The organism is Lentzea cavernae (assembly GCF_014653695.1).
Lineage (GTDB): Bacteria > Actinomycetota > Actinomycetes > Mycobacteriales > Pseudonocardiaceae > Lentzea > Lentzea cavernae.
This window is the reverse complement of sequence record NZ_BNAR01000028.1, coordinates 37,473-60,599: the sequence shown is the minus strand read 5'-3', so window position 1 is coordinate 60,599 and position 23,127 is coordinate 37,473. Positions and strand designations below refer to the sequence as shown.

21 protein-coding genes and 1 pseudogene are annotated in these 23,127 nt (G+C 65.3%); 10 read left to right on the top strand and 12 right to left on the bottom strand.

Annotated elements, in window-relative coordinates:
• Positions 1 to 3: 3 nt before the first annotated feature.
• The 8 genes from IE307_RS44755 to IE307_RS44720 all read left to right on the top strand — a co-directional run bounded on the left by IE307_RS44755 (position 4) and on the right by IE307_RS44720 (position 7,449).
• Complete coding sequence (locus IE307_RS44755) at positions 4 to 372, top strand: hypothetical protein (protein ID WP_191305581.1); 369 nt, start codon at positions 4 to 6, stop codon at positions 370 to 372.
• 35 nt (positions 373 to 407) lie between these two features.
• Complete coding sequence (locus IE307_RS44750) at positions 408 to 2,867, top strand: AfsR/SARP family transcriptional regulator (protein ID WP_191305580.1); 2,460 nt, start codon at positions 408 to 410, stop codon at positions 2,865 to 2,867.
• A gap of 80 nt (positions 2,868 to 2,947) precedes the next feature.
• Positions 2,948 to 3,316: a DUF6355 family natural product biosynthesis protein gene (locus tag IE307_RS44745; RefSeq protein ID WP_191305579.1), complete on the top strand. Its 369-nt coding sequence runs from the start codon at positions 2,948 to 2,950 to the stop codon at positions 3,314 to 3,316.
• A gap of 687 nt (positions 3,317 to 4,003) precedes the next feature.
• Positions 4,004 to 4,552, top strand: coding sequence for a hypothetical protein (locus IE307_RS44740; RefSeq protein WP_191305578.1), 549 nt, complete (start codon positions 4,004 to 4,006; stop codon positions 4,550 to 4,552).
• A 26-nt stretch (positions 4,553 to 4,578) separates the two neighbouring features.
• A complete protein-coding gene (locus IE307_RS44735; protein WP_191305577.1) occupies positions 4,579 to 5,394 on the top strand; it encodes a DUF7178 family protein in 816 nt (271 codons plus the stop codon).
• 81 nt (positions 5,395 to 5,475) lie between these two features.
• On the top strand, positions 5,476 to 5,892 hold the full coding sequence (locus IE307_RS44730) for a hypothetical protein (protein ID WP_191305576.1): 417 nt from the start codon (positions 5,476 to 5,478) through the stop codon (positions 5,890 to 5,892).
• Positions 5,893 to 6,172: 280 nt separating this feature from the next.
• On the top strand, positions 6,173 to 6,988 hold the full coding sequence (locus IE307_RS44725) for a hypothetical protein (protein WP_191305575.1): 816 nt from the start codon (positions 6,173 to 6,175) through the stop codon (positions 6,986 to 6,988).
• Positions 6,989 to 7,182: 194 nt separating this feature from the next.
• Entirely contained in the window at positions 7,183 to 7,449 is a 267-nt protein-coding gene (locus IE307_RS44720; protein ID WP_191305574.1) for a hypothetical protein, read from the top strand.
• 492 nt (positions 7,450 to 7,941) lie between these two features.
• On the opposite strand, the gene IE307_RS44715 is transcribed toward IE307_RS44720, so the two are convergent.
• Positions 7,942 to 8,313, bottom strand: coding sequence for a hypothetical protein (locus tag IE307_RS44715; RefSeq protein ID WP_191305573.1), 372 nt, complete (start codon positions 8,311 to 8,313; stop codon positions 7,942 to 7,944).
• A 5-nt stretch (positions 8,314 to 8,318) separates the two neighbouring features.
• The gene (locus tag IE307_RS44710) at positions 8,319 to 9,386 is read right to left on the bottom strand and encodes a GlxA family transcriptional regulator (protein WP_191305617.1); all 1,068 of its coding nucleotides are present in this window, start codon (positions 9,384 to 9,386) and stop codon (positions 8,319 to 8,321) included.
• 193 nt (positions 9,387 to 9,579) lie between these two features.
• On the opposite strand from IE307_RS44710, the pseudogene IE307_RS47715 reads away from it, so the two are divergent.
• Positions 9,580 to 9,965 (top strand): annotated as a pseudogene (locus tag IE307_RS47715) (hypothetical protein); the annotation flags it as partial.
• A gap of 52 nt (positions 9,966 to 10,017) precedes the next feature.
• Here IE307_RS47715 and IE307_RS44705 read toward each other — a convergent pair.
• Positions 10,018 to 10,194, bottom strand: a complete 177-nt coding sequence (locus IE307_RS44705) for a hypothetical protein (protein ID WP_191305572.1) — start codon at positions 10,192 to 10,194, stop codon at positions 10,018 to 10,020.
• A gap of 203 nt (positions 10,195 to 10,397) precedes the next feature.
• On the opposite strand from IE307_RS44705, the gene IE307_RS44700 reads away from it, so the two are divergent.
• Complete coding sequence (locus tag IE307_RS44700) at positions 10,398 to 10,922, top strand: hypothetical protein (RefSeq protein WP_229905647.1); 525 nt, start codon at positions 10,398 to 10,400, stop codon at positions 10,920 to 10,922.
• A gap of 1,015 nt (positions 10,923 to 11,937) precedes the next feature.
• Here the strand turns inward: IE307_RS44700 and IE307_RS44695 are convergent.
• The 9 genes from IE307_RS44695 to IE307_RS44655 are packed head-to-tail and all read right to left on the bottom strand — an operon-like array spanning position 11,938 to position 23,011.
• Positions 11,938 to 12,885 (bottom strand): C40 family peptidase, encoded by a 948-nt coding sequence (locus IE307_RS44695; RefSeq protein WP_229905646.1) that lies wholly within the window; start codon positions 12,883 to 12,885, stop codon positions 11,938 to 11,940.
• Between the two features lie 3 nt (positions 12,886 to 12,888).
• Positions 12,889 to 13,896: a replication-relaxation family protein gene (locus IE307_RS44690; protein WP_191305571.1), complete on the bottom strand. Its 1,008-nt coding sequence runs from the start codon at positions 13,894 to 13,896 to the stop codon at positions 12,889 to 12,891.
• Positions 13,897 to 13,921: 25 nt separating this feature from the next.
• Positions 13,922 to 16,399 carry a type IV secretory system conjugative DNA transfer family protein gene (locus IE307_RS44685; RefSeq protein WP_191305570.1) on the bottom strand — a complete coding sequence of 826 codons (2,478 nt, stop codon included), beginning with the start codon at positions 16,397 to 16,399 and terminating at the stop codon, positions 13,922 to 13,924.
• A gap of 23 nt (positions 16,400 to 16,422) precedes the next feature.
• Positions 16,423 to 17,220: a GP88 family protein gene (locus IE307_RS44680; RefSeq protein WP_191305569.1), complete on the bottom strand. Its 798-nt coding sequence runs from the start codon at positions 17,218 to 17,220 to the stop codon at positions 16,423 to 16,425.
• 20 nt (positions 17,221 to 17,240) lie between these two features.
• Positions 17,241 to 19,022 (bottom strand): VirB4 family type IV secretion system protein, encoded by a 1,782-nt coding sequence (locus IE307_RS44675; RefSeq protein WP_191305568.1) that lies wholly within the window; start codon positions 19,020 to 19,022, stop codon positions 17,241 to 17,243.
• Positions 19,019 to 20,080 carry a PrgI family protein gene (locus IE307_RS44670; RefSeq protein WP_191305567.1) on the bottom strand — a complete coding sequence of 354 codons (1,062 nt, stop codon included), beginning with the start codon at positions 20,078 to 20,080 and terminating at the stop codon, positions 19,019 to 19,021. Before IE307_RS44670 ends, IE307_RS44675 begins: the two co-directional genes overlap by 4 nt.
• Positions 20,077 to 21,765, bottom strand: coding sequence for a TrbL/VirB6 family protein (locus IE307_RS44665; RefSeq protein ID WP_191305566.1), 1,689 nt, complete (start codon positions 21,763 to 21,765; stop codon positions 20,077 to 20,079). The genes IE307_RS44670 and IE307_RS44665 overlap by 4 nt, the downstream gene beginning before the upstream one ends.
• Positions 21,765 to 22,136, bottom strand: a complete 372-nt coding sequence (locus IE307_RS44660) for a pilin (RefSeq protein ID WP_229905645.1) — start codon at positions 22,134 to 22,136, stop codon at positions 21,765 to 21,767. Before IE307_RS44660 ends, IE307_RS44665 begins: the two co-directional genes overlap by 1 nt.
• Positions 22,127 to 23,011 carry a hypothetical protein gene (locus IE307_RS44655; protein ID WP_191305565.1) on the bottom strand — a complete coding sequence of 295 codons (885 nt, stop codon included), beginning with the start codon at positions 23,009 to 23,011 and terminating at the stop codon, positions 22,127 to 22,129. Before IE307_RS44655 ends, IE307_RS44660 begins: the two co-directional genes overlap by 10 nt.
• Positions 23,012 to 23,127: the final 116 nt, after the last annotated feature.

Genomic DNA, 23,127 nt, shown 5'->3' with positions numbered 1-23,127 from the left:
GAGATGGCGACCACTGACGACATCGCTCGCCGGGTCGAGGAAGCCGACTCGGCGCGCAGCGCGCGGCGTACGACGGCTGCGCAACTCGTCGGCGAACTCGCGCGGGAACGCAGAGCGGTCGTGCAGCGCCTCGCGGACATCGATCAGCAGATCGGCGAAGCCATCACCAGCAACACCGATGTGATCGATGTCGAAGAGTTGGCCGCGTTCACCGATGTTCCGGCCACCGATCTCGCCCAGATCCTCGAGGCGCGCAGGCCTGCTCGAGGAAGGCGCAGGCGGAGTGCACCAGATCCACGGATGAGCAAGGCTGATCGCGAGCCGGCCGCAGTCGTCGGCGCTGCAGCACCAGAAGCGGCGGGCAAGCCATGAACCGCTGCGCTCGATCTGTCGGCAGTCTGCTGGCGTTGCTCGCCCTGGCAGTGCTGTTGGTCGGTCTGCCTTGGGCATTGGTGCACTTCGTGGGCTGGCCGCTCCCGGATCACGTGCCGACCTGGGAAGAGGTCGAGGCGACGTTGCTCGATCCGATGAGCAATGAGTTCGTCATCAACGTCCTGGTGGTGGTCTGCTGGATCGCCTGGTTCCGCTTCGCTTTGGGGGTCTTGCAATCCGTTTTCGACCTCGTGCAAGACATCACCTGGTCGCCGGACCGGGTGCACGGGCCAATCCGATCAGCCGCTGCCACCCTCGTCGCGGCCGTCCTGCTGACTCTCGTGACCAATCGGGCGTTGGCTGCCGGTTCCGTTGCGGTGACCGATGTTCCGACTTCACAGCCGCAGGCCGTCGTTGCGACGGTGCGCGTGATGCCAGGTTCTGTCCTTCCCTCAGACAGATCGGTGGTCGATCGCGCAGCATCGGCTCCTCATGGTCATGTGCGTGTCGTCGAGGAGGTTCGACTTCCTCACAACGGGATCTACGACAGCATGTGGCGGATCGCCGAGCGCGTCTACGGACCGGGCGGGGGAGCTCGATGGCCGGAGCTCTTCGAGCTCAATCGCGGCGTCGAGCAAGCGGACGGCCGCTCGCTAGTCGATCCCGATCACGTGCGGCCGGGCTGGAAGATCGCTGCCTACATTCCCGAGACACAAGCCGAGTCGCCGCAACAAGTTCCGCCTCCAGCTGGCGTGGTGCCGCCCACCGAGACACCAGTTCCGGCTGAGATCGTTCCCGAGTCTGATGGCGGGTGGGTGGAGCCCGGCATCGACCTGATGACCGGCGTCTACATCAGCACTGGTGCGGCAGGGGTGATCTCCGGTGTCCTGGTGGCCTCCCAGATGCGCCGTCGGCGTCGATACCGCATCGGCAGCGGCGAGCGTTCCGACCTCGAACGGCCGCGCGCTCCTGTTGTCGTCGCTCTGCGCGAGGCGCACAGGGTCGAGCCCAACGGAAAGCGCGAAGAACGAGAACTCGTCGACCTCGAACCGAGAGCGGAGTCTCCACGAGTGCCAGCGCCATTGGGGGTTCGCCGCGGCCGCGAGTTCGTCCTCAACCTCGCGAGCGTTCACGGCCTCGGCCTGATCGGTGCTGGCGCGGCCGCGGCGGTTCGAGCACTTTTGCTGCACTTGTTGACGACGCAGTCGTCCGCGGGCAACCTGCGCGTTCTCGTTCCCGCCGAGGACCTCCGTTCGGTCTTCGGCCGGAACGACGTTCAGGACATGCCCAACGCCGTTGAGGTCGTCGCCTCGCTCGACACTGCGCTCGATCAGATGGAGACGGCGATCCTGACCCGCGCTCGACGAGTGCTCGACGAGCAGGAGACCAATGCAGCCGTCGTCTTGATCGCCTCACCTGCTGCTCACGCCCACCGCAGGGTGCAGGCGGTACTGGACAACGGCTCCGTCCTCGGACTGGCCGGAATTCTTCTGGGGCAATGGAGTGCGGGTGCCACGGTCGCCGTGCAGGCGAACGGCACAGTGAGCGCCTCGAGCCAGGCCCTGCGTGACAAGCTCGCCGGAATCCGGCTGTTCACCCTGCCCGCCCCCGACGCTTCAGACCTCATCGCCGTACTTCGTGAAGCCGAGAGCGACCAAGCGGTTCCAGAGACTGCCGGCGTTGAAGGTGAGCACGAGCTGAGCACATCAGTCACTGTCACACAGCGGTCGCGCCTGACCATCAAGGTGTTCGGCCGGTTCCGGCTGTCGTTCGACACGGTCGGGGCCGAAGCGCGCGAACTCAGCGAACTGCTCACGCCGAAGCAGCGCGAAGTGCTCGTCTACCTCGCACTGCACCCAGAAGGAGTTCGTCGTGAGGCGTTGAACGAAGCCGTGTGGCCGGACAGCCGGCCGCCGAGACCTTACAACTCCTTCCACAACACGCTGTCGGTGCTACGCCGGGTGTTGTCCGATGCCACCAACGGCTCGATGGCGAACGTCGTCGTGAATGCGCTCGGTCGTTACCAGCTGAGTCACGAGTTCGTCACCGTGGATCTCTGGCAGTTCCGACAGACGTTGGAACGAGCCCGTGCAGCCGACACCGACCGCAAGATCCAGCTGCAGGGTGCTGTCGATCTCTACGAAGGAGATCTGGCGGAGGACCTCTCAACACCTTGGATCGAACCGTTCCGGGAGGCCGCGCGACGTGACGCGCTAGACGCGTATGGCGCGCTGATTCACCTGCATGGCAAGGCAAGTCCGGAAACTGTCCTCGAGCTTCTCGAACGAGCCCGCATGCTCGACCAGTACAACGAGGGCATCTACCGCGACATCATGCGCACCCAGGCCCAGCTCGGCCAGTACACCGCGGTGCCCAGAACGCTCGCCCTCCTGACCTCTGTGCTCCGCGAGATCGACGAGTTGCCCAGCCCCGATTCGGGCGACCTCGCCGAACTCCTCCAGCGGCGCGGAAACGCACCTGTCCTCGCCTCCTGAGAACGCGCGGCAGCGTCACGACCTGCCGTCGGCCGCCGGATTCCGGCTTCACCAACACCGTCCAGATCGGAGACAATTCCATGAGCAGTCGACTCACCAACGTGCTCTGCGCCGTGGGCATGTTCCTCGGAACCGCAATGTCCAGCGCTCCGGATGCCAACGCACACGCCAGGATCGTGCCGGCGCCGGGGTGCGGATTCATTCCGCTGCCGCAGCCTGTCGGAGAACTCACCGCGCGGTACTACCACTGCGCGGACAGTTTTATTCTCATCAAGTACCACTGGAGCGGTGGGAACACTCGAACGACCTGCGTGTCGCCGTGGGGCCAGGTGCCGTTCTTCCGCTTGGTCGGGCAGGTGGTGGTCAACGCCTACTACGTGACCACCCCTCCGAAGCTCTCCGGGCCGCCTGGTAACCAGATGTGCTCTCACTATCAGCCCATCGTTTGATCCTTTGAAAGGTAAAATCTATGCGCGTGGATCAGACGATTAAAGTTCGCCTGACTAAGTGTGTGTAGGATGCTGGAAACAGCGATTTCGGCGGTTTAGAAGTTTACTGAATCCATTTGTTCTCGCAGTGCTGGATCGTATGTAAACGGTCGGAGCGGACCTTGAACAATGCGGCGCCTTCGCGACTTGCTCGCGGAGGCGCCGTGCCGATGCCTGGGCTCCCTGGGCTTCCAACCTGCGGTCCAACACTGCTTCCTTCTAGGCGGGAACCCCATCGCGCTGGCAAAGCCGCTGCTCAACGACGGCTCTCGGGTTCCTGTGCGGCGCCCGACTCGGTGGTCGACAGGCGTCTGAACAGTCGGCTTGGGTGGCTATCGCCTGTCGTGCCCATCGACTCCGTGGTCACGATTCCCTGAGCCCCGACATTTCTTTGTACCCCACTCTCGCTCGAAGAGATTTCAAATCATATGCCCGAGCGAATTTCGTGCGGGGTGTGCCCCGCGGTTTCGGAAGCGTGACGCGCTATACGGTGTCGACGCTCTCGGTGGAATCTGGCGATGTTTTGATGCGCCACGTTCGAGTGACTTGAAAAGTGTTGACCAGAGGTGTCTACTTCTACATGTCGACACAACAGTTTGGAGTCAACATCTCGAACCGCTGAGGTGAGGACCGGGGCACGACGCTTCCGTGAGCTTCTCCGGTTCGGCCGGCGTATCGACTCCAGCTTTTGTTCGTGGCGACCACAGTTCACATTCGAGCGCGACGCGTGCCGAGCACCAGACAGGCTTCGGTCGCCATTTGGTCAGCAATTCGCTCAAAAATCGGAGTACAGCCATGTCCATGACCCTTGTTGACTGGTCTGCCCGAATTCAGGCAATGGCGGACGCCCTGTCAGTTCCCGACGGCGGTTTCTCGGTCGATCCGCAGGATGGTTCGGACGTCCGCATCGGTTTTGCCGTTGCTGTTCATCCAGAGCATGAGCGCGTTTATCTGGGACGCGTCTCAGGCAGCGATGTAGCCGAGTACGTGAGGCAGGTGCGGGAAGCACTCTCATTGCCTGGGCGAGTCCTCGGGGGCTGGCGTGACCCTGCTTCTGGCAACGCCTACCTGGACGTGTCCGTCGTGACTCCTGACCGATCCGAAGCGTTCGAGCTTGCGGCGCGAACAGGTCAGCTGGCCGTCTTCGACTTCGCGGCAATGGCATCGGTACCGGCTGCCGTTGCGCTGGCCGCGTGATCGAGATTGGTCGGGGGAGAGTCGTCATGATCGTCGCAAGCGCTCACCCGTGGTTCCGTGCCCACCCGGTCAGCATCGAGAACATCCTTTGGCATTGGGGGGAAGCGACGTCTGATGAGGTCGAGCAAGGGTTGCGCTGGTACTCCGATGCACACCACGTCGCAACGGTGATCGCGCGGGGAGATTCGCATCTAGGCGCAGGAATGCTTGCGATCTACTCGCCGCAACAGGGGTGGATAGGGAACGTCCTCAACGCTGCCCGGGTTCTGCGCGAAGGCAAGGGGATCGGCGGGCCCGGTAGCGGGATGTTCGCGTCGGCCGGTCAGAAGCGCGCGGCAGACCGGTTGCTCAACGGCGAACGGTATGAGGACATCGTCGTCGGCCCTAAGATCCGCGACTTCGCGCACTTGATCGAGTTCGGCGGGGACAAGGATCCGAACGATCCGCACGTGGTGATCGACCGGCACGCCCTATCGGTGGCCTATGGCCACGCGCTCACGTCTGCGGAGTACGCGTCAGCACCGGTGAACGGTTCTCGCCGCAAAGACGGATCGGTCTCCCGCCGGCATTACGACCACGTGGTGAGCCTGTACCGGCAAGCCGCAGAGCTGGTGTCCGCGCGGGACGGGGTCCGAGTAGCGGCACACCAGGTCCAGGCAGTGACCTGGTTGGTCCGCCAGCGACTCAACCAGGAAGCGGAGCAACAACGGGGTTTGAGCAACCTGGACAAGGGCCGCACCAATGCTCGCGCGAACTCCGAACGCGCGTGGAACGTGTTCCGGTCCAACCACCTGCCCGAACTGACCGCATGCCCCGGTACGGGCTACCAGTCGGCAGCCTGAGTGGGGTTCGGCATGTGAAGCAGGGCTTTGTTCCCCGATCTGTTGCGTCCCTCATCGCACCAAAGTGGACGGAGTGAAGACATGAGTGATCAGGAAGAATCGCACACTGCGCAGTTGACTCCAGACGACACCTGGTGCATGTGGCTCGACTCCGGCGAGATGCGTTGGCGTTGGGCGACGGTGATCGACGAAAGGACTGTCGAGCGAGACGGCACCGACACCGTTCCCGATGAGGTTCTAGACTGGTCGGTCGAGCTGACCGAGGATGAGACAGGCGACCGCTTCACGCTGGACCACAACAAGCTGCTCGCGACCATGGAGCGCGTCGTGCGGGAGCGTGGGGTGATCCGGCTCCGCAGCACGATCGTCGATCAAATCGCGGCAGTGCTGCGTGCCGATGGTCACGACGCCGCCACCGATGAGCTCTGTCAGCTCGACTGCGTCGGCTTCGACGCGATCGTTCAAATCGCCACCCTCGGCGAGATCACCTACGGGTGATCGCGCGTCGCGGCCGAACCGCTCGCCGTTGCCTCCAGCACTTCGTTGCTGTGCACAGCTCACGACCGCGCTCTCCGACGATCAACGTCCCCCTCCGGATCGGTCTGCGAGATCGATCATCGGTCGTCTGATGTGTCCTGCAGATTCAAGCCAACCATTGAGTCCAATTGGGACTCGTCCGCGTTTCCGTCGGTGATGAAAGAGTTTGCGCGAAGGGAAGATGGTCGTGTGTGAGCACTGTCGGTATGAGAAAATGTTCGAGGTCCGCGTTTGTGCGTCAGTGAGCAACTGGATCGCAAGTGGAGATCGGGGCGAGAGGGAAGCGCAGACGTTCGATGCGCGTCGACGATTCGAGGCGCCGCACGCTGCTGACGCCCGCACGGACGACAACTCGATCCGGAACCTGACTCTGCTGGAGGTCATTCAGCTGCGTGATGGAGCGCTGAGCTGTGTGTCGGCCCATCGGTCGACCGCGTCATCGGACATTTGTGAGGTCTCGGCACTGCTTCGTGCTGCGATGACCACTGTGGCCGAGACGAACATGATCGTCCTCGGCGAGGTGGGGGAGGAGATCGCTGAGCCTGAAGACGAGGCGATCATTTGCGGCTTCCAAGGAGACACCGTGCCTCCCCTGGTCGTCGAAGACGAGTACATCAGCTGGGACATCAACACTACTGCTGGACCGGCTGAGACACAGCAGCTGTACTTGCTGCGCGATGGTGGTTGGGTCCTCAGGGTCGCCCTCGACCAGGGTGACGGCTACACGATCTCCACATGGGATTTGATCCCCGCCGAATTCGCACACGTTTGGCTGAACTTCAACCAGGGATGCTCATCAGGCTCGACGTTCGGTTGTGATCAAGAGGGTCTGCGGGAGCTTCTCCTGTCGATCACTCAAGATGGTTGCCTGGACTCGCAACAAGTGTTGGCGTTCGTCGACGCCGGTTGCCGGTGCACGCACCTAATTGGCCTCTGGGAGGCCTGTGAGCAGTGTCGACGCGCCGGCGTTGCTGCTGAAGTGCTGTCTTCTCTGGCGCCGCTCAGGGAGGCGGCCCGTCGTGTTGCTGACGTGACTCGTCGCGATTTTGACCTCTAACATCGATGGTCACGTGCGGACAGCTTCGTTTCGGCCCTGCATCGTCGGTGCGGGCTATGCGAACCGCGTTGACGTGACAGAACCTCGCCGTAGAGCAAACCCACTAGTGTGGAGGACTCATGCTCTCCTCTACAGCCTGAAGCACAGGTCCTGCGCGGTCAGCATGGCAGGTGGTCCAGCGGGAGGCGGGGCGAGTGAACAAGGACGAGCACTTCGAGCTGCTCAGGGCGAGCGCGGCCGAGGTGAAAGAGCTCAACGAACGGCTCCAGGGCATTCGTGAACAAGAAGCGGTCCTTCAGGCCGAGCGAGTCGCCAAACTCAAAGAGCTTGAGAAGGCTCGCAGCACGCGCTTTCAGCGGATGACTGCTGCCATCGGGGACGGCGTACCGAAAGCGCAGGTCGCCCGTGAACTCGGCATGGATCGGACCAACCTCTACAAGTTGCTTGATGGGCAGGGCTGATGAGCAGCCGATGCGCGTACGCGACGGCTCTGCTCCGCGTCGAGATCAGCAGTTGTGCCTTGGCATCGTTGAGCTGAGTCAGGGTCCAGGTAGGCAGCACGAGAAGGCTAGCCATCGCTCAGCCAGCCGCCCACCAACGCGTCAAGGAACTTCGTCATGGCTCAGTCGCACCTGTCGCAGCGGCTGCTCGGCGACAGCCGATGCGATGCCGTTGACTGGGGCCTGGAATCCAATGGCCGTCGGGTTCCAGGCCCCAGGAAATCACCAGCCGCTGATGCGCAGGGAGCCGGATCGACGCGCCGCAACCGTGGTGGGTGAGCACGACGGTGGGTTTGCCGGGTGTGGGAAGCCAGCGGTCCGCAGCGCAACGACTTCACCGTCTGGTGGCACGTCGGGTCCTGCGAACGCTTCCGGTGCCCCGCCGGGGCTGGACGCCCCGGCGGGTTTCCTGCGATGGCCGTGGGCTCGATTTCGAAGAGCCCGCGGCGTCAATCAGTTGCGCGCGGTGCACCTGATTTCCGGGGCGTTGAAAGCGCGCCCACAGGCCCGCCACGGCCCACCCCACTGACCTACCGTGGTCGTGTTCGCCGACGTGGCGCCGGACGGGATCTTCCGGGCGCCCGTCACCGTGCCAGCCGCGCTCTCCAGCCAGACCGTGTCGCCGGTAGCTCCGTGCGTGATCTGCCCGTGCCACCCGTTGTCGCACAACCAGAGGTGGATCCAGCGACCATGCACCGAAACGGAGTCCACCGGCCGTCGGCACGGCGCTGCCGCGGACGGGTCATTCGCGTTCGCGGCGACTGTCGTGCCCAGCAGGCTGATCAACGCCATGCCGAACACGGCCACCGTCTTCTTGATGAGCATAATGCTTACACCCCTTCGATCTCACCCGATCTCTGCGGAGGATCCCCTTGGGCGAAGGCGTTTCCAGCGCTGCTCACTCCCGGTCCCCCGTGGCGTGAAGTCTGGGGAGTTTTCCGCTCATGTGGTTCGGGCATGTCCGCGATCCTGCGAATCTTGTCCCCGGTCATCCCGTAGTGGTCGAGGAACGCCTGCCGCAGCACCTCCGCCGACCCGAACCCACACCGGCGCGCGACCGCGGCCAGCGACAGTTCGCTGCCCCGCACGAGGTGGGCAGCGGCCTCGGTACGGGCGGCCCGCACCGCGCGGGCTGGTGTCGTGCCGACGTGGGTGACGAACAGCCTGGTGAGGTGCCGCCTGCTGATCTGCGCCCGTGCCGCGAGCGCGGCCGGGCTCAGGTCCTCGCCGGGGTGCGTGGCGATGTACCCGAGTAGATCGCGCACCTGTCGATCGCCCGGCGGGGGTCCGGCCAGGAACATGCTGATCTGCGCCTGGTCGGCCGGACGCTGCAGATAGGTCACCAACTCACGGGCGGTCTCACGGGCGACAGTCGGGCCGTGGTCGTCCTCGACGAAAGCCAGTGTCAGATCCAACGCGCTGGTGACTCCGGCCGAGGTGTAGACATTGCCGTCCTGGACGTAAAGCGGCGCGAGGTCCACGGTCACTCTCGGAAAGTGTTCGGCCAGAAGATCGCCGTACGCCCAGTGCGTGGCCACCCGCCGCCCGTCGAGTAGTCCGGCCGCAGCCAGCACGAACGCGCCTGTGCACACCGACGCGACCCGCCGGCTGCGCCGCGCGAGACGCTGTATCTGAGTCAGCATCCCGTCGTCGGCCATCGCGTTGCGGGTCCCATCTCCGCCGACGACCAGCATTGTATCGATTCGCCCGGTCACCGAAGCCAGACGTCGTGCGCCGGTGAGCGCGATTCCCGACGAACTGCGCACGTCTCGCCCGGTCACCGTCGCCAACTCGATCGCGTACGGCGGTACAGCCCCATGGCTGTTCGCGATTTCAAGCGCGCCGCTCGGACACGCCACATCGAGTATCTGCGCGTCGTTGTACGCGATGATCACCACACGCCGCGCAGCGTTCACCTGCGTCACCCGTCGAATTCTCGCATCGGTCGCGAGGTCTGACCTGAAAAACCAGACAATTCCACGCCAGTACTCGAAGTATCGACCTCATCGAGGCGTGCGGCCAGGCTTTGAAGGCTGTTCGAAGTCGAGGCATCCGCGTCCTCGTCGGGTTGTCGCGCAACGGGTTCGCGCCCACCGCAACGACGTCACCCGGCTGATCCGTTGATCAACGCCGTCCCACCGATCCGGTGAGTGGTCGGCAAGTCACGTCGCCGGCCGCGCCGCATCTATGCCGACCGTGGCTACGACCACGACAAGTACCGGCGTCTGATTCGTGCTCGCGGCATCACACCCCGCGTCGCCCGGTGCGGCGTCGGACTCGGCTCCGGCCTGGGGGCAGTCCGATGACCGGTCGAAGGCACCTTCGCCTGGCTTAACGGGTTCCGGCGACTACGCGGCGCGGCCGCACACGAGCGCTTCGAGGCCGGTCTCGACATTCGGCAGCGGTTGGCGGCGGCTGATCCGGGCAACGCTCAATACTCGAGTTCGATGGTTTCGAACGTCTGCTCATCGGCATGAGCGCGCATCCCAACGATAGGACGCACAGCGCGTGATGCACATGCTGGAAGCGTCAGATGCCTCGCGTATCGGACTCATAGAACAAGCCGAGTCCTTCAAGCACTCGGCGTGCCAGGTTCGCAGCCGGCTGACCGCCACTTTCTTGATCGACAGCCGGGTTACCGTACGAGGCGATCTGCTTCAACGCATTCCGCATAGCTTCGGCTTCGCTCTGGCTGATGGCGCGCATGATCCGAGGTTACTCCGCTCATCGGCATGAGCGTGTTTCCGTGCAGCGCTCGATAAGTGGCTACTCGAGACTGGGGCGGCAGGACCGGGTCCGGCCAAACTCTGGTCCGGTTGCTTGGCGAGTCGCTCGGTGACAGCGGCTGCCCGCCGGTGGTATCGGTGTGGTCGGCCGAGAGTGCGAGGAAGCGCCATACGATGTTTGCCGTGCAGTCACTGATCGCCGCCATCGCCAACGACACCGAGACCGCTCGCTTCCTGGCCTGGCCGGGTGATTTCGAACTCGAGCGGGCGGAGCACGTGGAGGAGGTCCACCTTGCGTCCGGTGCAGCGCTGGAGGGTTTCGCCGGCGATGGTGCGGGAGGCACGTTCTTCTTCTGCGGTGAGGGCGGTGAGGACCGTCCGGTGCTGTACGCGAACTCGGAGGGCGGCGCGGCACTCGTCGCGATCGGGGTGCGGCACCTGCTTCAGTTGCTGCTGGTCGCGCCCTGGTGGCGAGACTTCCGCAAGTTTACCGAGCAGGAGAACGCGGAACTCGCCGCCGAATATCTGGAGGACATGCCCGACCTGCCCGCACAACAGCGGCGTGCGGCCGGCGCTCTGGGCCTCGACCTGCCATCGGCAGCCGAGGTGCTGTCACGGCTGCGGGAGACCGCGACCGGCGCCGGTCCGGAGTTCGACCTGGTATTCACACCGGAGAACACGAGGTACGAGCGTCTCTTCCAGGCCTGACGGGCTTCCGAGGTTTGGTGACCGCGGGTATTACGCCCCGCAGGTCAGGCGCCCGGCACTTCGTCCAGGTACGCCTGCGCTGGCAGGGTGGACCGTTTCGGCGTAGCCGACTTGGCCGTCACCAGGTGTGCGACACCGTCACGGTCTGGCGGTCGAGGTGTGCCATCAGGAGTCTCCGGTCGCTGCAGTTGACGTCCGCCGCGGCGAGCGTCTGCCGGTAGAGGCGGAGATATTCTTGCTTGATCCGGCATCCCGACACCATCGCTTACGGCTGGCAGGAGACCGCCACGCTGATCCGAAACGGCGGAGAACCACCGGGCGCAGCAAGGCAATCTACCGAGCATGTCGTCATCGGAATGGGTGCCTCACTGTTCGGCACACGATCAGCGGCATGGGGGATGTCAGGGGTCGCCTGCGGGCCGTGTCGCGTACCCAGGCCAACCACACCAGTCGGATCGGTTGAAGGATTCGGGGTGGTCGATTACCTGTCGTGCCCGCCGGGCCCATGTGGTCAGCCATGGCACGTCCGTTTGCTCGGCTAAAGCGATGGCGTCTCGAAGCTCGGGGGCAGACCGGTCGTAGTGGCCCACAAAGCAATAGAGGCTGGCGAGAATGTACGACCGAGATGGGCAGGTCGGGTCTGCAACCAGTTGCAGGAGTAATGGGAGATTGCCAGGCTCGGCGATGAGGGTGTCCCAGTCCTGCATGGGTTCCGGTGCATCGCTGTACGCCCAAGCCCGTAGCTCGTCCGGGGTTGGATTGACCTCGTCCTCAAAAGTTGGCACGTGGCGCATTACGTGATGGTCGCATCACTGAGGCCACGTTGTCCGGTCATCGGCATGTGCGTGTAGTTGTGCTAGGCGTGATAGCGACGGTGCGCAAAGAGTCGATCGAGGCAGACGATCATGCGATCGCCCAGCGGGCATGTGAGATTTCGACGTCGTTCCGACGGTGCCCCTGGTCGTCGGTGAGGACTGGAAGGCGCGTGTGCGTGGAATGATCATCTGTGCGGAAGCTACACAGCGGGTCGAAAAGATGGTCGAGACGCCGCGAGGTAGTCATCGCCGTTCCAACGGTATGGACTGACCTGAACGGGTTGACCAAAGGTCGGAGCATGGATCATCTTGCCTGCGCCCACGTACAAGCCGACGTGGTGAACGTTGCGAGGCTGGCCGTAGAAGACCAGGTCCCCAGGCATGAGCGGTTGATCGGCGGGGACCAGGGGCCCGGCGTCGTACTGCAGTTGGGTTGTGCGAGGGATGACGACGCCCGCGACCCTGTAAGCAGCCATCACGAGGCCTGAACAGTCCCATCCGGTTTCGCCGTTACCGCCCCAGACGTAGGGCTCTCCGAGCTGGTCGCACGCGAATGCGATCGCCTGGGCTACGGCGGGATTCGGCGCATGAATGTTGTCGCAGCTTCCCGTGCCGACCACGGCTTCGCCGTACTTCTTCGCCTGCTCGAGCACGTCGTCGACGTACCAGTCCGCGTGGTTGTAAGCCCAGATCGCCTTCCGGATGTCCTGTTGAGCACCGGAATCGCACAAGTAGTGGGCTGCGGCGTGGATGGCGTCGTGCTTGTTCCACGGGGAGGGTGGCTTCTGGCCGCCCTGTGGAAGCTGGTGTCGTGCGACAACACCATCAAATGTGGCCTGGAGGAACTGCATCGGGCCTCGTGCGCCCGCGTAGTTCTCGGTTCCGCCTGCGACACCGGGAAGAGTGCTTCGACCGTGATCGCTTTCGATCTTGCCGATCGCCGCGAGGATCGACCAGTCCAAGCCGGGGCAGACGCTGACGGCTGCTCGGTACAGGGCGAGGTAGTCACCGGGGATGTCGGCGAGGGCTTCCTGGCTCGGCTGGGTGCTGCTGTTCCCGAACATGCCTTTGACGAGGGCCTGGCCGATTCCTCCCAGGACCAGGGGGACGGCAATGAGTACCGCGGCGAGAGCGAGAGCGATCTTCACGGTTCACCTGCCGAAGGGACTGGCCGGCGGCGGGAGTGGGTTCGGCGCGGCAATGTCGGCAGTTACCTGGCGAGGCGGGAACTCAGTTGATGATGGTTGCACCGCTGTGCGTGGCCAACGTCGGGCGAGCTCGGAAAGTCGCACCCGCCGTGGTTCCGTTGCGGAGATGGGCAGCCACCTCGCGGTGGCGGGATCGTTCTCGCCCGGCCTGTCGGCGGCGCTGGTCGCAACCGGTAGGAGGGTCGGGTGATTCAGTTGGTTCAGCACGTCGCTGAGTGCCTTGCGCGCGTTGGTCTCGCGGCGGCTGGTCGGCAGCCACACCAGAACGGGCGTCGAGATTCCCGTTGCAGTGGCGAGCTTCTCGTAGCCGTAGAGCTTGCTGCCGAGCTTGCCGAGGTCCTCGGTGCCGAAGTCGAACTCGAGGAAGAACTCGATCTCGGTGTCGTCCTCGCACCAGCGTCCGTAGGCATCGGGTCGGACCATGTCGCCGAACAGGCGTGTGCAGCGCAACTCGGACCACCACGTGGTCAGCTGGCCGGAGGCAGACCGCTGGCTGCGTGCGACCAGGCTGGTGAAGAAGCCGTTGACTCCGACTGTGTGCGCCAAGCGAAGGGAGTGAGCGATCCCCATCGCGTCCTCGTGCCGGTAGCCGAGCCTCTTGGGGTCGAGCCCGTCCTCGTACGCGAGTGCGACCGCACCCGCGATGTCGAGCACGTAGTGCATCGGTGCAGCGCCAGTGCTGACGAACGGCTGGAAGCGGTCGACGAACCTCCAGCGGAAGAGGTCGAGCAGTCTGTGGTTGGCCGCTCGTTTGCTCGGGTAGCAAAGCTCGACGATCTGTTGCGAGGTGAAGACCCTGTGCTCGTGCAACATCCGGGCCAGCCACCGGTCGCGCGGTGTCAGCCTGCTCGCGAGCTGTGCGTGGTGTTCGCCAGTGGTCGCTGCGCGCGGTGTCGGGCGTCGCGGCATGTGTCCCCGCAGAGCCCTTTGTGGAGTGGGATTCGTGATCATGGCGCACCTTCCGCAGATCGCGTTGCTAGGCCGTCCGTCGCGGATCCACAGTGGATGGTGTTGGCGGTGCGGAGACGGGATCTGCGGCTCGCGGTCGCGTGTTCACCCTTGCTGCCTTGCGGATCGTTTTGGCGCGGCCGGGAACTGCAGGCTTGAGCTTCTCGGTCACCGCGGTGAACGCAGGTGCTTCCTCGCCGCTCGTGACGAGACGCGCCGCGATGTGGAAGACACCGAGATTTGAGAGGTCGTGCTCGGACAAGCGCGGCATGGTGTGCCTTGCCAGGCGTCTGGCGTCCTCTGGGGACACGTTGAAGATGATCTTTGATCGCGCGTTCGCGCTGACGCCTTCCTCCATCTCGCTGGGGAGCTGGCTGACGTACTGGTGCGCCAGCGTCATCGACAGGAGATAGGCGCGGGCCTCGGCGAGCATGTCCTCAGGTGGGTAGGGCAAGTTCAGGAAGTTGTGGAACTCGTCGATGTACAGCCCGCAGTCGCGTCGTTGACGCTGGGGAATGCGGGCACGGCGGGTAGCGGCCTGCCAGGTGCTGCCGACGATGATCGAGCCGACCAGCTGAGCGGTTTCGATGCCCAGCGCGTCGCGGGCGAGACGGACGAGGCAAATCCCGCCGTTGTTCAGCACGTCGTCCATGTCGACGGTCGACTCGCCGCCGGCGATGGCCGCGCGGACGAACGGTCGCAGGAGGAAGCCGCGCACCTTGTTCATCAACGGCGCGATCACCTGCGCGCGGCCGGCCTCGGACAGCTCGTCGTACCAGTCCCAAAAGCCCGTCAGCACTTCGTCGTTGATCTCCTCACGAGCGCGTTGACGGAACGCGGGCACGGTGAGCAGCTTGGGCAGGTCGATCAGGTTGGGAATGCCGGGCCTCGAGGTGAGGGTGAGCAGGCTGGCACGAAGGATGTCCTCGGTGCGCGGGCCCCAGGAGGAGGCGTAGATGCGGGAGAAGATGCTGACGAGGTTGTCGACAGCGCGGATCTTGTCCTTGCCGTCCAGCGGGTTGAGCACCGGGGGACGGGCCTTGGAGTCCGCGTCGAACAGCACGACCTTCTCGCCGAGTTCTTCCGGCAGGCGCATGAGGACGTCCTCGACGAGGTCGCCCTTCGGGTCGATCACCACGACACCGCGGCCCGCTTCCGCGTCGGCCAGGATCAGCCGGGCCATCAGCTCCGACTTGCCGGATCCGGTCGCGCCGACGATGTGCATGTGGTGGCGAGCATCCGCGACGCGCAGGCCGACCGGTCGGGAGTGCCCCGAGTCGGACAGCCCGAGCGGTTTGACGTGCTCGCCGACATCGGCGACGCCCGGCGGAGGCGGTACGGCCTTCGCACCTGCCCGCTGCAGTCCGGGGATGGCCTCGTCGATCGGCAGGTGCGCGATCGCAGCCAGTTCACGAATCGAGAGCAGGTCGCCCTTGCCGAGCCGACGATCCGCCAGCGCGTCCACCGGATGACGAAGCCGAACCCGGCGGTAGTGGTTGTGCTCGGAGTACGCGGCGAACGCTGACGCGATCGCGTGCCCGCGTCCGCGCAGCACCTCACGCACCGCACGAATCTCGCCCTTGTCCGCTGCCGCCGGCACAGTGGTGGTCACCGCGTACCGGAGACGGGTCTCGAACTGGTTGGCCCTGAGCTTCTCGACGACTGCCCGGTCCTGGGCCGCGTGCTCCAAGCCAGCTTGCCGATCGACGTTCGGAGTCTTCACCTTGGACGACTTCGAGGTCTTGCCCGGTGTGACGAGGTCGAGAAGTCGGCCGACCAGGTGAGTCGAGCTGCCCGCGTGCACACGACGGGCAGCGCGCCGTGCCTTGGCTACTCGATGACCGGTGACCGGACGGGCGAGGACCTGTACACAAGCCCGCTCGTGCGGGCCGAGACCGACCGGCGCCCCGAGCAGCGCCCGTATCGGATCGGCGGGATGCTCCGTGCGAATGGGGAGTGCTTCCGTTCTGGCCAGCCGGAGCTCGCCGCCAACAGCCTCGACCGTTCGGCCTTCCGCAGCGTCAGAAATCGGTGCTCCGGCCGGCTTGGTGGAGGTGTGGGCACCGGGCCAGGCTGCCTCGATCGCGCGCTCGACCATGCCCGGAGGCACCACACCAGGCACCCAGAACTGGATCTGCACGCCGTCGTCGGTGAAGGTCAGCTCGAAGGTCAGGTGCGGCTGACCGGAGAAGCGGCGCAGCCAGCCGGGTCGCAGCAACCCGACCAGGTTCGACCACACGGTGATCGCTCCGGACGGATCGACCGTGGGCGGTGTCCGCACGCTGATCACGCGAGCACCGTTCGAGAGACGCGCGTGATACCGGCGGTGCCAGCGTTTTCGGGTGATGACGGTGGCCACGGCCGTGGCTGCGAGCACTGGCCCGGCGATCGGACCCCAGGTCAGTGCGATGTCGCGCAGATGCTCCAGCACGTGCTGGAACACACCTAGCGGATCACGCAGGTAGTCGCCGACGAGTGTCGAATGGTTGATGGACGAAGGGAACATCGGAACTCCCGTTTCAGTCGTGGTCAGGCAGCGTCCGGAAGATCGGTCCGCGTGGCGTGGTCGGCGACCAGCCGGAGGTGGCGGTTACCGCGTCGAACGGCGCGTTCGTCAGCCACTTCGGCCTGCCACTCCGAAAACCGACGTCCGGCCAGCCGCTTGAGGAGGGAGGGAATGCGATTGGCGGGAACGCCGACCAGCCGTGGCCCGAGCACAGCGAGCAGGTCGTTCGCCTCCTGAGAGGCCCAGCCGGCGGCCTTGACCGCGCGTTCATCCGGGAAGACGTCGGCCACTCGGTCAACGGCGGGGTCCAGTGCGGTGTCCTGTGTCCCGCCGTAGGAGAAGACCCAGAGGAAGTTCGGTGGCGGATTCGGCTCGACCAGCCGACGGAACCGTTCGACTTCCTTGGTGTAGGCGTAGAAGTTCGTGCCTGGGAGCGCAAGGCAGATCCGGAGCCACGCCTGGAGGTAGGAGTCGGAGAAGAAGTCCCCGCTGTCGTGGATCCGGATCCAGGCGCCCCTGAACTTGGCTGCGCCGAGCTCGGTGATCATCGCGGACTCCCATCCCGCGAGGTCGTCGAGCACGAATGCCAGGTTCGCCTGGTGCTTGGCCCTGACGACGGGCCAGGTGTAGGTGCCGTGGCGGGCGTAGCAGGCCTGCGCACACACGCCTGCACTCGGGCAGGTGTTGTAGGTGCGACCGTCCGGCAGGCGACCTGCCCAGGCCGGAATCGACCAGTTCCACGCGCCTATCTGCCGCATCTCGCGGTTCTGCGTGAGAAGCCGAGTCGGGCGGTGGGTGCCAGGAAGTGGCGAGGTGGACATGAGCAGCCCCTTCGGAAGCGCTAGGCGAGGTCGAGCTCGACGAAGGCGGACTCGGTTTCCCGCGACTCGGCTGGGTTCTCGGCGAGTTCTGCGGGGTTCGACGTGACCAGGTGGTGCTCGGTCGGCGAGGCGATCGACTGGAAGGCCACCCGCTGGGTCCCGGTGCTGAGCAGGCCCTGCCCGCGGTCCGCGGACAGGAGGAACTGGCGCTCACCCATCGAGAGGTCGAACGTGCGGGTGATCTCGTCGATGGCCTGGGGAGCTTGCCGGAGCAGGATTTGGGTGGCCGCGTTCGCGACGACCGCCTTCCCCAGGTCGGATCCCAGGACGTCCGCGGTGTCCTGCGTGGCGACCGTCAGGCCCGCCCAGTGCTTCCTCGAAGCCTTGGCCATGCGGAAGAGGAACTCCGCACCGGCGTGCTCTTTCATCAGCAACCAGGCCTCGTCGACCACCACCATCCGTCGTTTGCGGATCGCCGGGTTGGAGACCTGCCGCCACACGGCGTCGAGGGTCAGCAGGGTGCCGATCGGCTTGAGCTCGTCGGCCAGGTCTCGAAGTGAGAAGACCACCAGGTGGCCTTCTGGACGGGTGGTCGTGGCACCGGAGAACAGGCTGGAGAACGCTCCGGTGACGTAGGGCTGGAGCCGTGCCGCGAGTTCGACGTCGATCTCTGTGAGAACCGACGCGAGGTCGGCCAGCAGAGGTGCCGGACGAGTCCAGGTCCGTGCATCCGAGTTGATACCGGCTCGTTGGTAGGTCGCGGTGATGGCCCTGTCCAGCGCGGCTCGTTCGGTCGCCTCCAGCTCGCTTCCCAGCAGCACCGAGATCACGGTGTGCAGGAACAGCGATCGGCGAACGAGCGCGTCACGCGGAGCGGTGCGACGACCGTCCGTGCGGGTGTGGATCGGCAGGTCCATCGGGTTGAAACGCACCTGCTCGGCACCTAGGCGGACGTGAGTGCCACCGACTGCGGCCGCCAGTCGCGCGTACTCGTCCTCGGGATCGATGGCGAACACCTCGACCCCGCGGTACAGCGAGCGCAACAGTTCCAGCTTCACCAGGTATGACTTGCCCGCACCGGACCGACCGAGGATCACGGAGTTGTGGTTGTCCAGCGCGAACCTGTCGTGGTGGACGAGACCCTGGCTGCCGATGTTGAAGCCGTAGAGCACTCCGCTCGGTGCGCCGACCGAGGTCGGGTCCGGTGGTGGCAGATCTGGTGAGGTGAACGGAAACGCCGCGGACAGCGCACTGGTGTCGAAGGTGCGGCGCATCCCGACCAGGTCCAGTCCCATCGGGAGGCTGGTGATCCAGCCCTGCACACTCCGGTAGGTCGTGGGCTTGCAGTCCAGCAGCAACGACGCTGCGAGCGACCTGATGGCCGCGACTTCGTCGCCGAGCGCTTCCTCGGTCGGTGCGTGCACCGTGAGGTAGAGACCGAAGCGGTAGAGCTTCCCCTCACCGCGTGCGACGCGCGCGGCCAGGTCGTACGCGTCCTCGGTGGCGGCCTCGACCTGAGGATCGATCAACCGGCCCTTCTCACTGGTGTGCCGACGCCCGGACTCCAATTTGGACAACTGCTTCTTGAGACGGCCCGCAGCGGTCACGGGATCGATCGGCTCGATGTGCAACGAGACGTCGACCCTTCCGGGATAGGTCAGCAGCGGTTGCAGCCATCCAGGATGTACCTCCCGCGGGTAGCCGGTGACCGCGAAGGACGCGACCCATTCACCTCCAACCTCGAGCGCGCGGGGGTGAATCGAGATGGCGTCCGGAGCGAACGCGTTGCTCGTGGTCCTCATCGCTGTTGCCTCCCGACGACGTTGGTGTCGTCCGCCCAGTCGTCGTCCGGTGCGGTGGTGATGACGTCGTCGGATCCGGCGAGGCCGGGGTTCGGCGGAATCAGGTGGTCGGGGTCGCACGCAGCCGCGAGCACTCCGGTCGCCTGTCCGGCATCCAGCGGAGTGACCACGATTCCTGACGGGGAGAGCAGCTCAGCCGCCTCACCGAGCCGACGGACGAGCCGGGTTTCAGCAGCTCTCCGCGACGCTTCGTCCACAGGGACGGTGTGCTTGCGTTTGGCCATCAGCGCGGCGATCGGTGAGACGCCGCCGAGGCCGTCGATGGGGCCGGTCGCGCCCAGTGGCTCGCGCAGAACCAGCAGCACCTGGCGGCGCAAGAGGTTCGTCGCTCGGCCGAGTTGATCGAGGTACTCGGCGTGCTCGAGCGCGGCCTGTTCCAACGCTGCGTGTGGAAGTCCACCAGCTTGTTCGCGAAGCTCTCCGATCTGCCCCGACAGATCCAACCGCTCGGCGCGGACGAGCACTTGGACCGGTGCGGTCAGCGAGTGCAGGTAGCGCCCGAACGAAGCGACGAGCGACTCCTGCTCGGTGTGCGTGCGCAAGCTGAAGTTGACCGTGGAGCAGACCGCGACGACGGCGACGCCGTCCTTGCCGAGGTCGATGACGCCCGTGTCGGCGATCGACTCGGCTGGAAGCCGCAACGCCGCGGGCGCAGGGGACTGGGATTCAGCATCGCTCAACCAGTCCGGGACGCGATGGACACCTTCTGGCGCTGACACGCGGTGCCGCGGACTCATCCGCTGTCGTAGAGCGGCCCACGCCAACCGATCCAAGGTGACGCCGTCACGTTGACCCAGAGCGAGGACAGCGGCAACGACGCCAATCGGAATGGCGACGACCAGGAACACCGCCAGCGGCACGAGCGCTCGGGTGAGCGTGTGGGTCCCGTAGAGCACGACCCCGGTGACGGAAACGATGAGCAGCTGCCGCGCGGTGAGCGGGCCGATCACCCGATCCTCGCGATCGACGTCCGAGGGAATTCTGACGGGCTGACTCACTTCTGCTCACCTCCAGTGGCTTTCGGCGCTCGGAACACCGGCGGTGGGACTGAGTGGGTGCGCCGATGCGCGTCACCGATGCGAGGCTCGGGTTGTGCTTGCTGGAACACCGGTGGGGGAGGAGCGGAAGTCGGCTTGGACGTGGGCGGTGCCGCTGGTGGCGGAGTCGCCGGCCGGAACTGCAGCTGCGGAGGTACCGAAGCCACCCTGACCGCTTGCACCGGTTTCGGCGCGACGCTCCGACGCCGAGGGCCACCGGCGACCTGGAACTGCGGCGAGCTACCGGGGCGTGGTCCTCGTCCAGGACGCGCGGTCGGCGCGTCCACGGCCGCGGCCGAGCTGAACTCGGGCACGGTCGGTCCGAGCGCAGCAGGCGTGACGGCGGGATCGTGGACCGTCTGCTGCGGTTGCGGTTGCAGGAACCGCGGTGACTGGGAAGGCACGCGTGGACGACGCGCAGCGCGCAACCGCTCGGCGTCATAGGCCGCTTTGAGACGCTTGCTCACCATCTCCGGCGTGAGCGGGAAGCGAGGCTGTGGCGGCCACGGCGGGTCATTTGAAGATGGAGACCTACGCCCTAATCCGCCTGGGCTCGATCGGTGAGCGGCGCCTGCGACTGCGCCGCTGAGCCGACCGCTGCTCACCAGCGCCATGGCCTTGCCGAACGTCAGCGCGTAAGCCAGTCCGCCGAGGAACGATCGTCCTCCACCGCTGATTCGAACCTGGTTCATGACCCACGTCGGGATCTTCACCAGGATCCACACGAGTGCGACGAGGACGATCAGGTTGATGATGCCGTCCGCGGTCGGAGCGCCGAAGAAGGTGAAGCCGCCGGGCTCCAAGAACACTCGGAGTGACACGACCAAAGCCAGGCTCTGACCGACCTGGATGCCGAGCACACCTGCTCCGGAGCGCCAGAACCACCGAGCGACGCCCTCCAACTGCGGCAAGCCGTGGCACATGAGAGCCAGGGGAGCACCTGCCACCAGAAGCGCGGTGAGTCCGACACGGATCACGTAGCCGACGAGCAACCCGACCAACAGGATCGTCAGCGCCAGTGACAACAACCCGGCGAACAACCCGCCGTCCAACAACGACCGCTTCACCAACGCCACGAACAGCTCCGTGGCCGCCTTGCCGGCGGACTGCGGATCCAGCCCATCGCCGAGCATCGCCATCGATGCGGCGTTGGCGAACCGAATGGCTTGATCTGCCACCAGCAGGCTGAGATTGGCGGCGACGAATCCGGCGACGACACGAGGCGCGATCTCGCGGATCGAGTAGCGCGTTTGGACGCCCTGGTGACCCATCACCAGGATCCCTGCGAGCAAGACGAGCAGCGAGTAGGTCGCGACCACGAACAGACGGGACTGCTCCCAGATCTCCCCGATGCGAGGCAATTGATCCAGCGTCGGTGTCGACAGGAGAGTGCTGCCGAGCATCTGCAGCAACCAGTTCAGGGACTCGCCGACGAGCAGGTCGATGAACGACGAAAAGCCTTCGTTCACGCACGCGGACAGATCGGTGATGCCGCACTCCGGCTGTGCGGGAGGCGTTGTCGGCGCGGCGACTGCAGACGTGACGGTGCACAGCAGGCCGAAGATGGTGCTCAACACCAGCAGGCCTGCGCGCCGCCAGCGCGGCTGTCGTTCCTGCAGCGGAGGTGGAGTGTTGACAGCCATCATCAGGCCCCCACGATTCCCTTGAGGATCTCGACGACGAGCGGCGCGAGTGCTGCCAGCCCGTAGCCCCAAGCCGCGGATCGGAACGCGGACTTGGCCTTCTCGACTTCGCCGGGATCGTTGCCGCCGACGAGGAACCGAACGCCGCCGATGGACAGGAACACCGTCGCCAGACCGGCCAGGATCCCCATGATCCAGTTGCGGATGTTGTTGAGGACCTCGTCGATGGTCTTGGCCAGGGCGATGAACATCGTGTCGGCGTGAGCCGTCGCTGGTGCCAGCAGCGCGAGCAGGACGGCGACGACCAACACCACCCGCAACCAGTTCTCGGACGTTGTCGCCGATGGCCTGTCCTGGATCTCTTTCACGCGCATTCGGGCACCTCCGAAGACCGGGCCGTGCGCGGGTGTGTCCCGCATCCCTGAACTCCGGAATTTGGGTCCGTTTTGGACGAACGCCCCCGAGCCCGTTGTGTCGATTCGTGAGTGCGTGCGATGGCGACCGTGGTCGCCACCTGGTCTGTCAGCGCGTCGGTCGGGTCGGCGCCAGCCGCGGCCTCGCGGACGTGCGCGGCGAGCCGAAGCTCGGCACGCTTGCGGGTCTTGTAGACCGCCCACTCACTCAGTTCGTGCAGTGCGGCCCACTCCGCGACGGACACCTTCTCCAGTCGAGTCGCACCGATCAGCGCGGCTTCGGTCCGGTTCAGGACGCCGTCCGCGACGGCACGAGCGAGGACGAGGTCGGGATGTCCTCCAGGAGTGCGTCGCGGCTCCGGCCAAGACCCAGGAGCGATCGGAGCCGGACTCGACAGAGCTTCGGAGAGCGCCTTGTGACCGGAGCGGTATGCCGCCCATCGCAGCCGCAACATGATCCGCGGCGGGCGCAGGTCCACGGTCGCCAACGCGGACAGGAATCCGCGTAGAACCTCAGCGTGAACATCGGCAGGATCGCCGGCGAACCGGTCCGACAGGATGGTTGCGACGGACGTCAGCGCGGGCAGCGCTACTCCGACCGCGCTGACGGTCCAAGTTGCTCCTTCAGCGCGCGAGCGGAGCACGAGGTGTGTCCACACCGCGTCCCTGATTTCCTGCGGACACCGCCGCGCCAGCAGCCGGTCACGGACCTCGTCCAACGGGATGGACCGGTTCGGGAGGCCTTCGAACTGACGGCCGTCCAACGAGACCGGGTGCGGCCCGGTGACGAGCCAGGTGAATGCGTTCCGTGCGATGTCCAGCGAGTTCGGCGACATGTCCCGCCTCCTGAAGTGTCGATGTGAGAAACAACGACGTCAGGAAGCCGTGTGCGGTATTACGGAAATACCAGCGACAGCCTTGAGTCGGTTCGGTCAGCTACTAGAAATCGACC

Bases quoted from the DNA above. Each gene is read 5' to 3' on its own strand.
- IE307_RS44755 (WP_191305581.1), top strand. From the start codon at position 4: ATGGCGACCACTGACGACATCGCTCGCCGGGTCGAGGAAGCCGACTCG.
- IE307_RS44745 (WP_191305579.1), top strand. From the start codon at position 2,948: ATGAGCAGTCGACTCACCAACGTGCTCTGCGCCGTGGGCATGTTCCTC.
- IE307_RS44735 (WP_191305577.1), top strand. From the start codon at position 4,579: ATGATCGTCGCAAGCGCTCACCCGTGGTTCCGTGCCCACCCGGTCAGC.
- IE307_RS44730 (WP_191305576.1), top strand. From the start codon at position 5,476: ATGAGTGATCAGGAAGAATCGCACACTGCGCAGTTGACTCCAGACGAC.
- IE307_RS44715 (WP_191305573.1), bottom strand. From the start codon at position 8,313: ATGCTCATCAAGAAGACGGTGGCCGTGTTCGGCATGGCGTTGATCAGC.
- IE307_RS44705 (WP_191305572.1), bottom strand. From the start codon at position 10,194: ATGCGCGCCATCAGCCAGAGCGAAGCCGAAGCTATGCGGAATGCGTTG.
- IE307_RS44690 (WP_191305571.1), bottom strand. From the start codon at position 13,896: ATGATCACGAATCCCACTCCACAAAGGGCTCTGCGGGGACACATGCCG.
- IE307_RS44685 (WP_191305570.1), bottom strand. From the start codon at position 16,399: ATGTTCCCTTCGTCCATCAACCATTCGACACTCGTCGGCGACTACCTG.
- IE307_RS44680 (WP_191305569.1), bottom strand. From the start codon at position 17,220: ATGTCCACCTCGCCACTTCCTGGCACCCACCGCCCGACTCGGCTTCTC.
- IE307_RS44675 (WP_191305568.1), bottom strand. From the start codon at position 19,022: ATGAGGACCACGAGCAACGCGTTCGCTCCGGACGCCATCTCGATTCAC.
- IE307_RS44665 (WP_191305566.1), bottom strand. From the start codon at position 21,765: ATGATGGCTGTCAACACTCCACCTCCGCTGCAGGAACGACAGCCGCGC.
- IE307_RS44660 (WP_229905645.1), bottom strand. From the start codon at position 22,136: ATGCGCGTGAAAGAGATCCAGGACAGGCCATCGGCGACAACGTCCGAG.
- IE307_RS44655 (WP_191305565.1), bottom strand. From the start codon at position 23,011: ATGTCGCCGAACTCGCTGGACATCGCACGGAACGCATTCACCTGGCTC.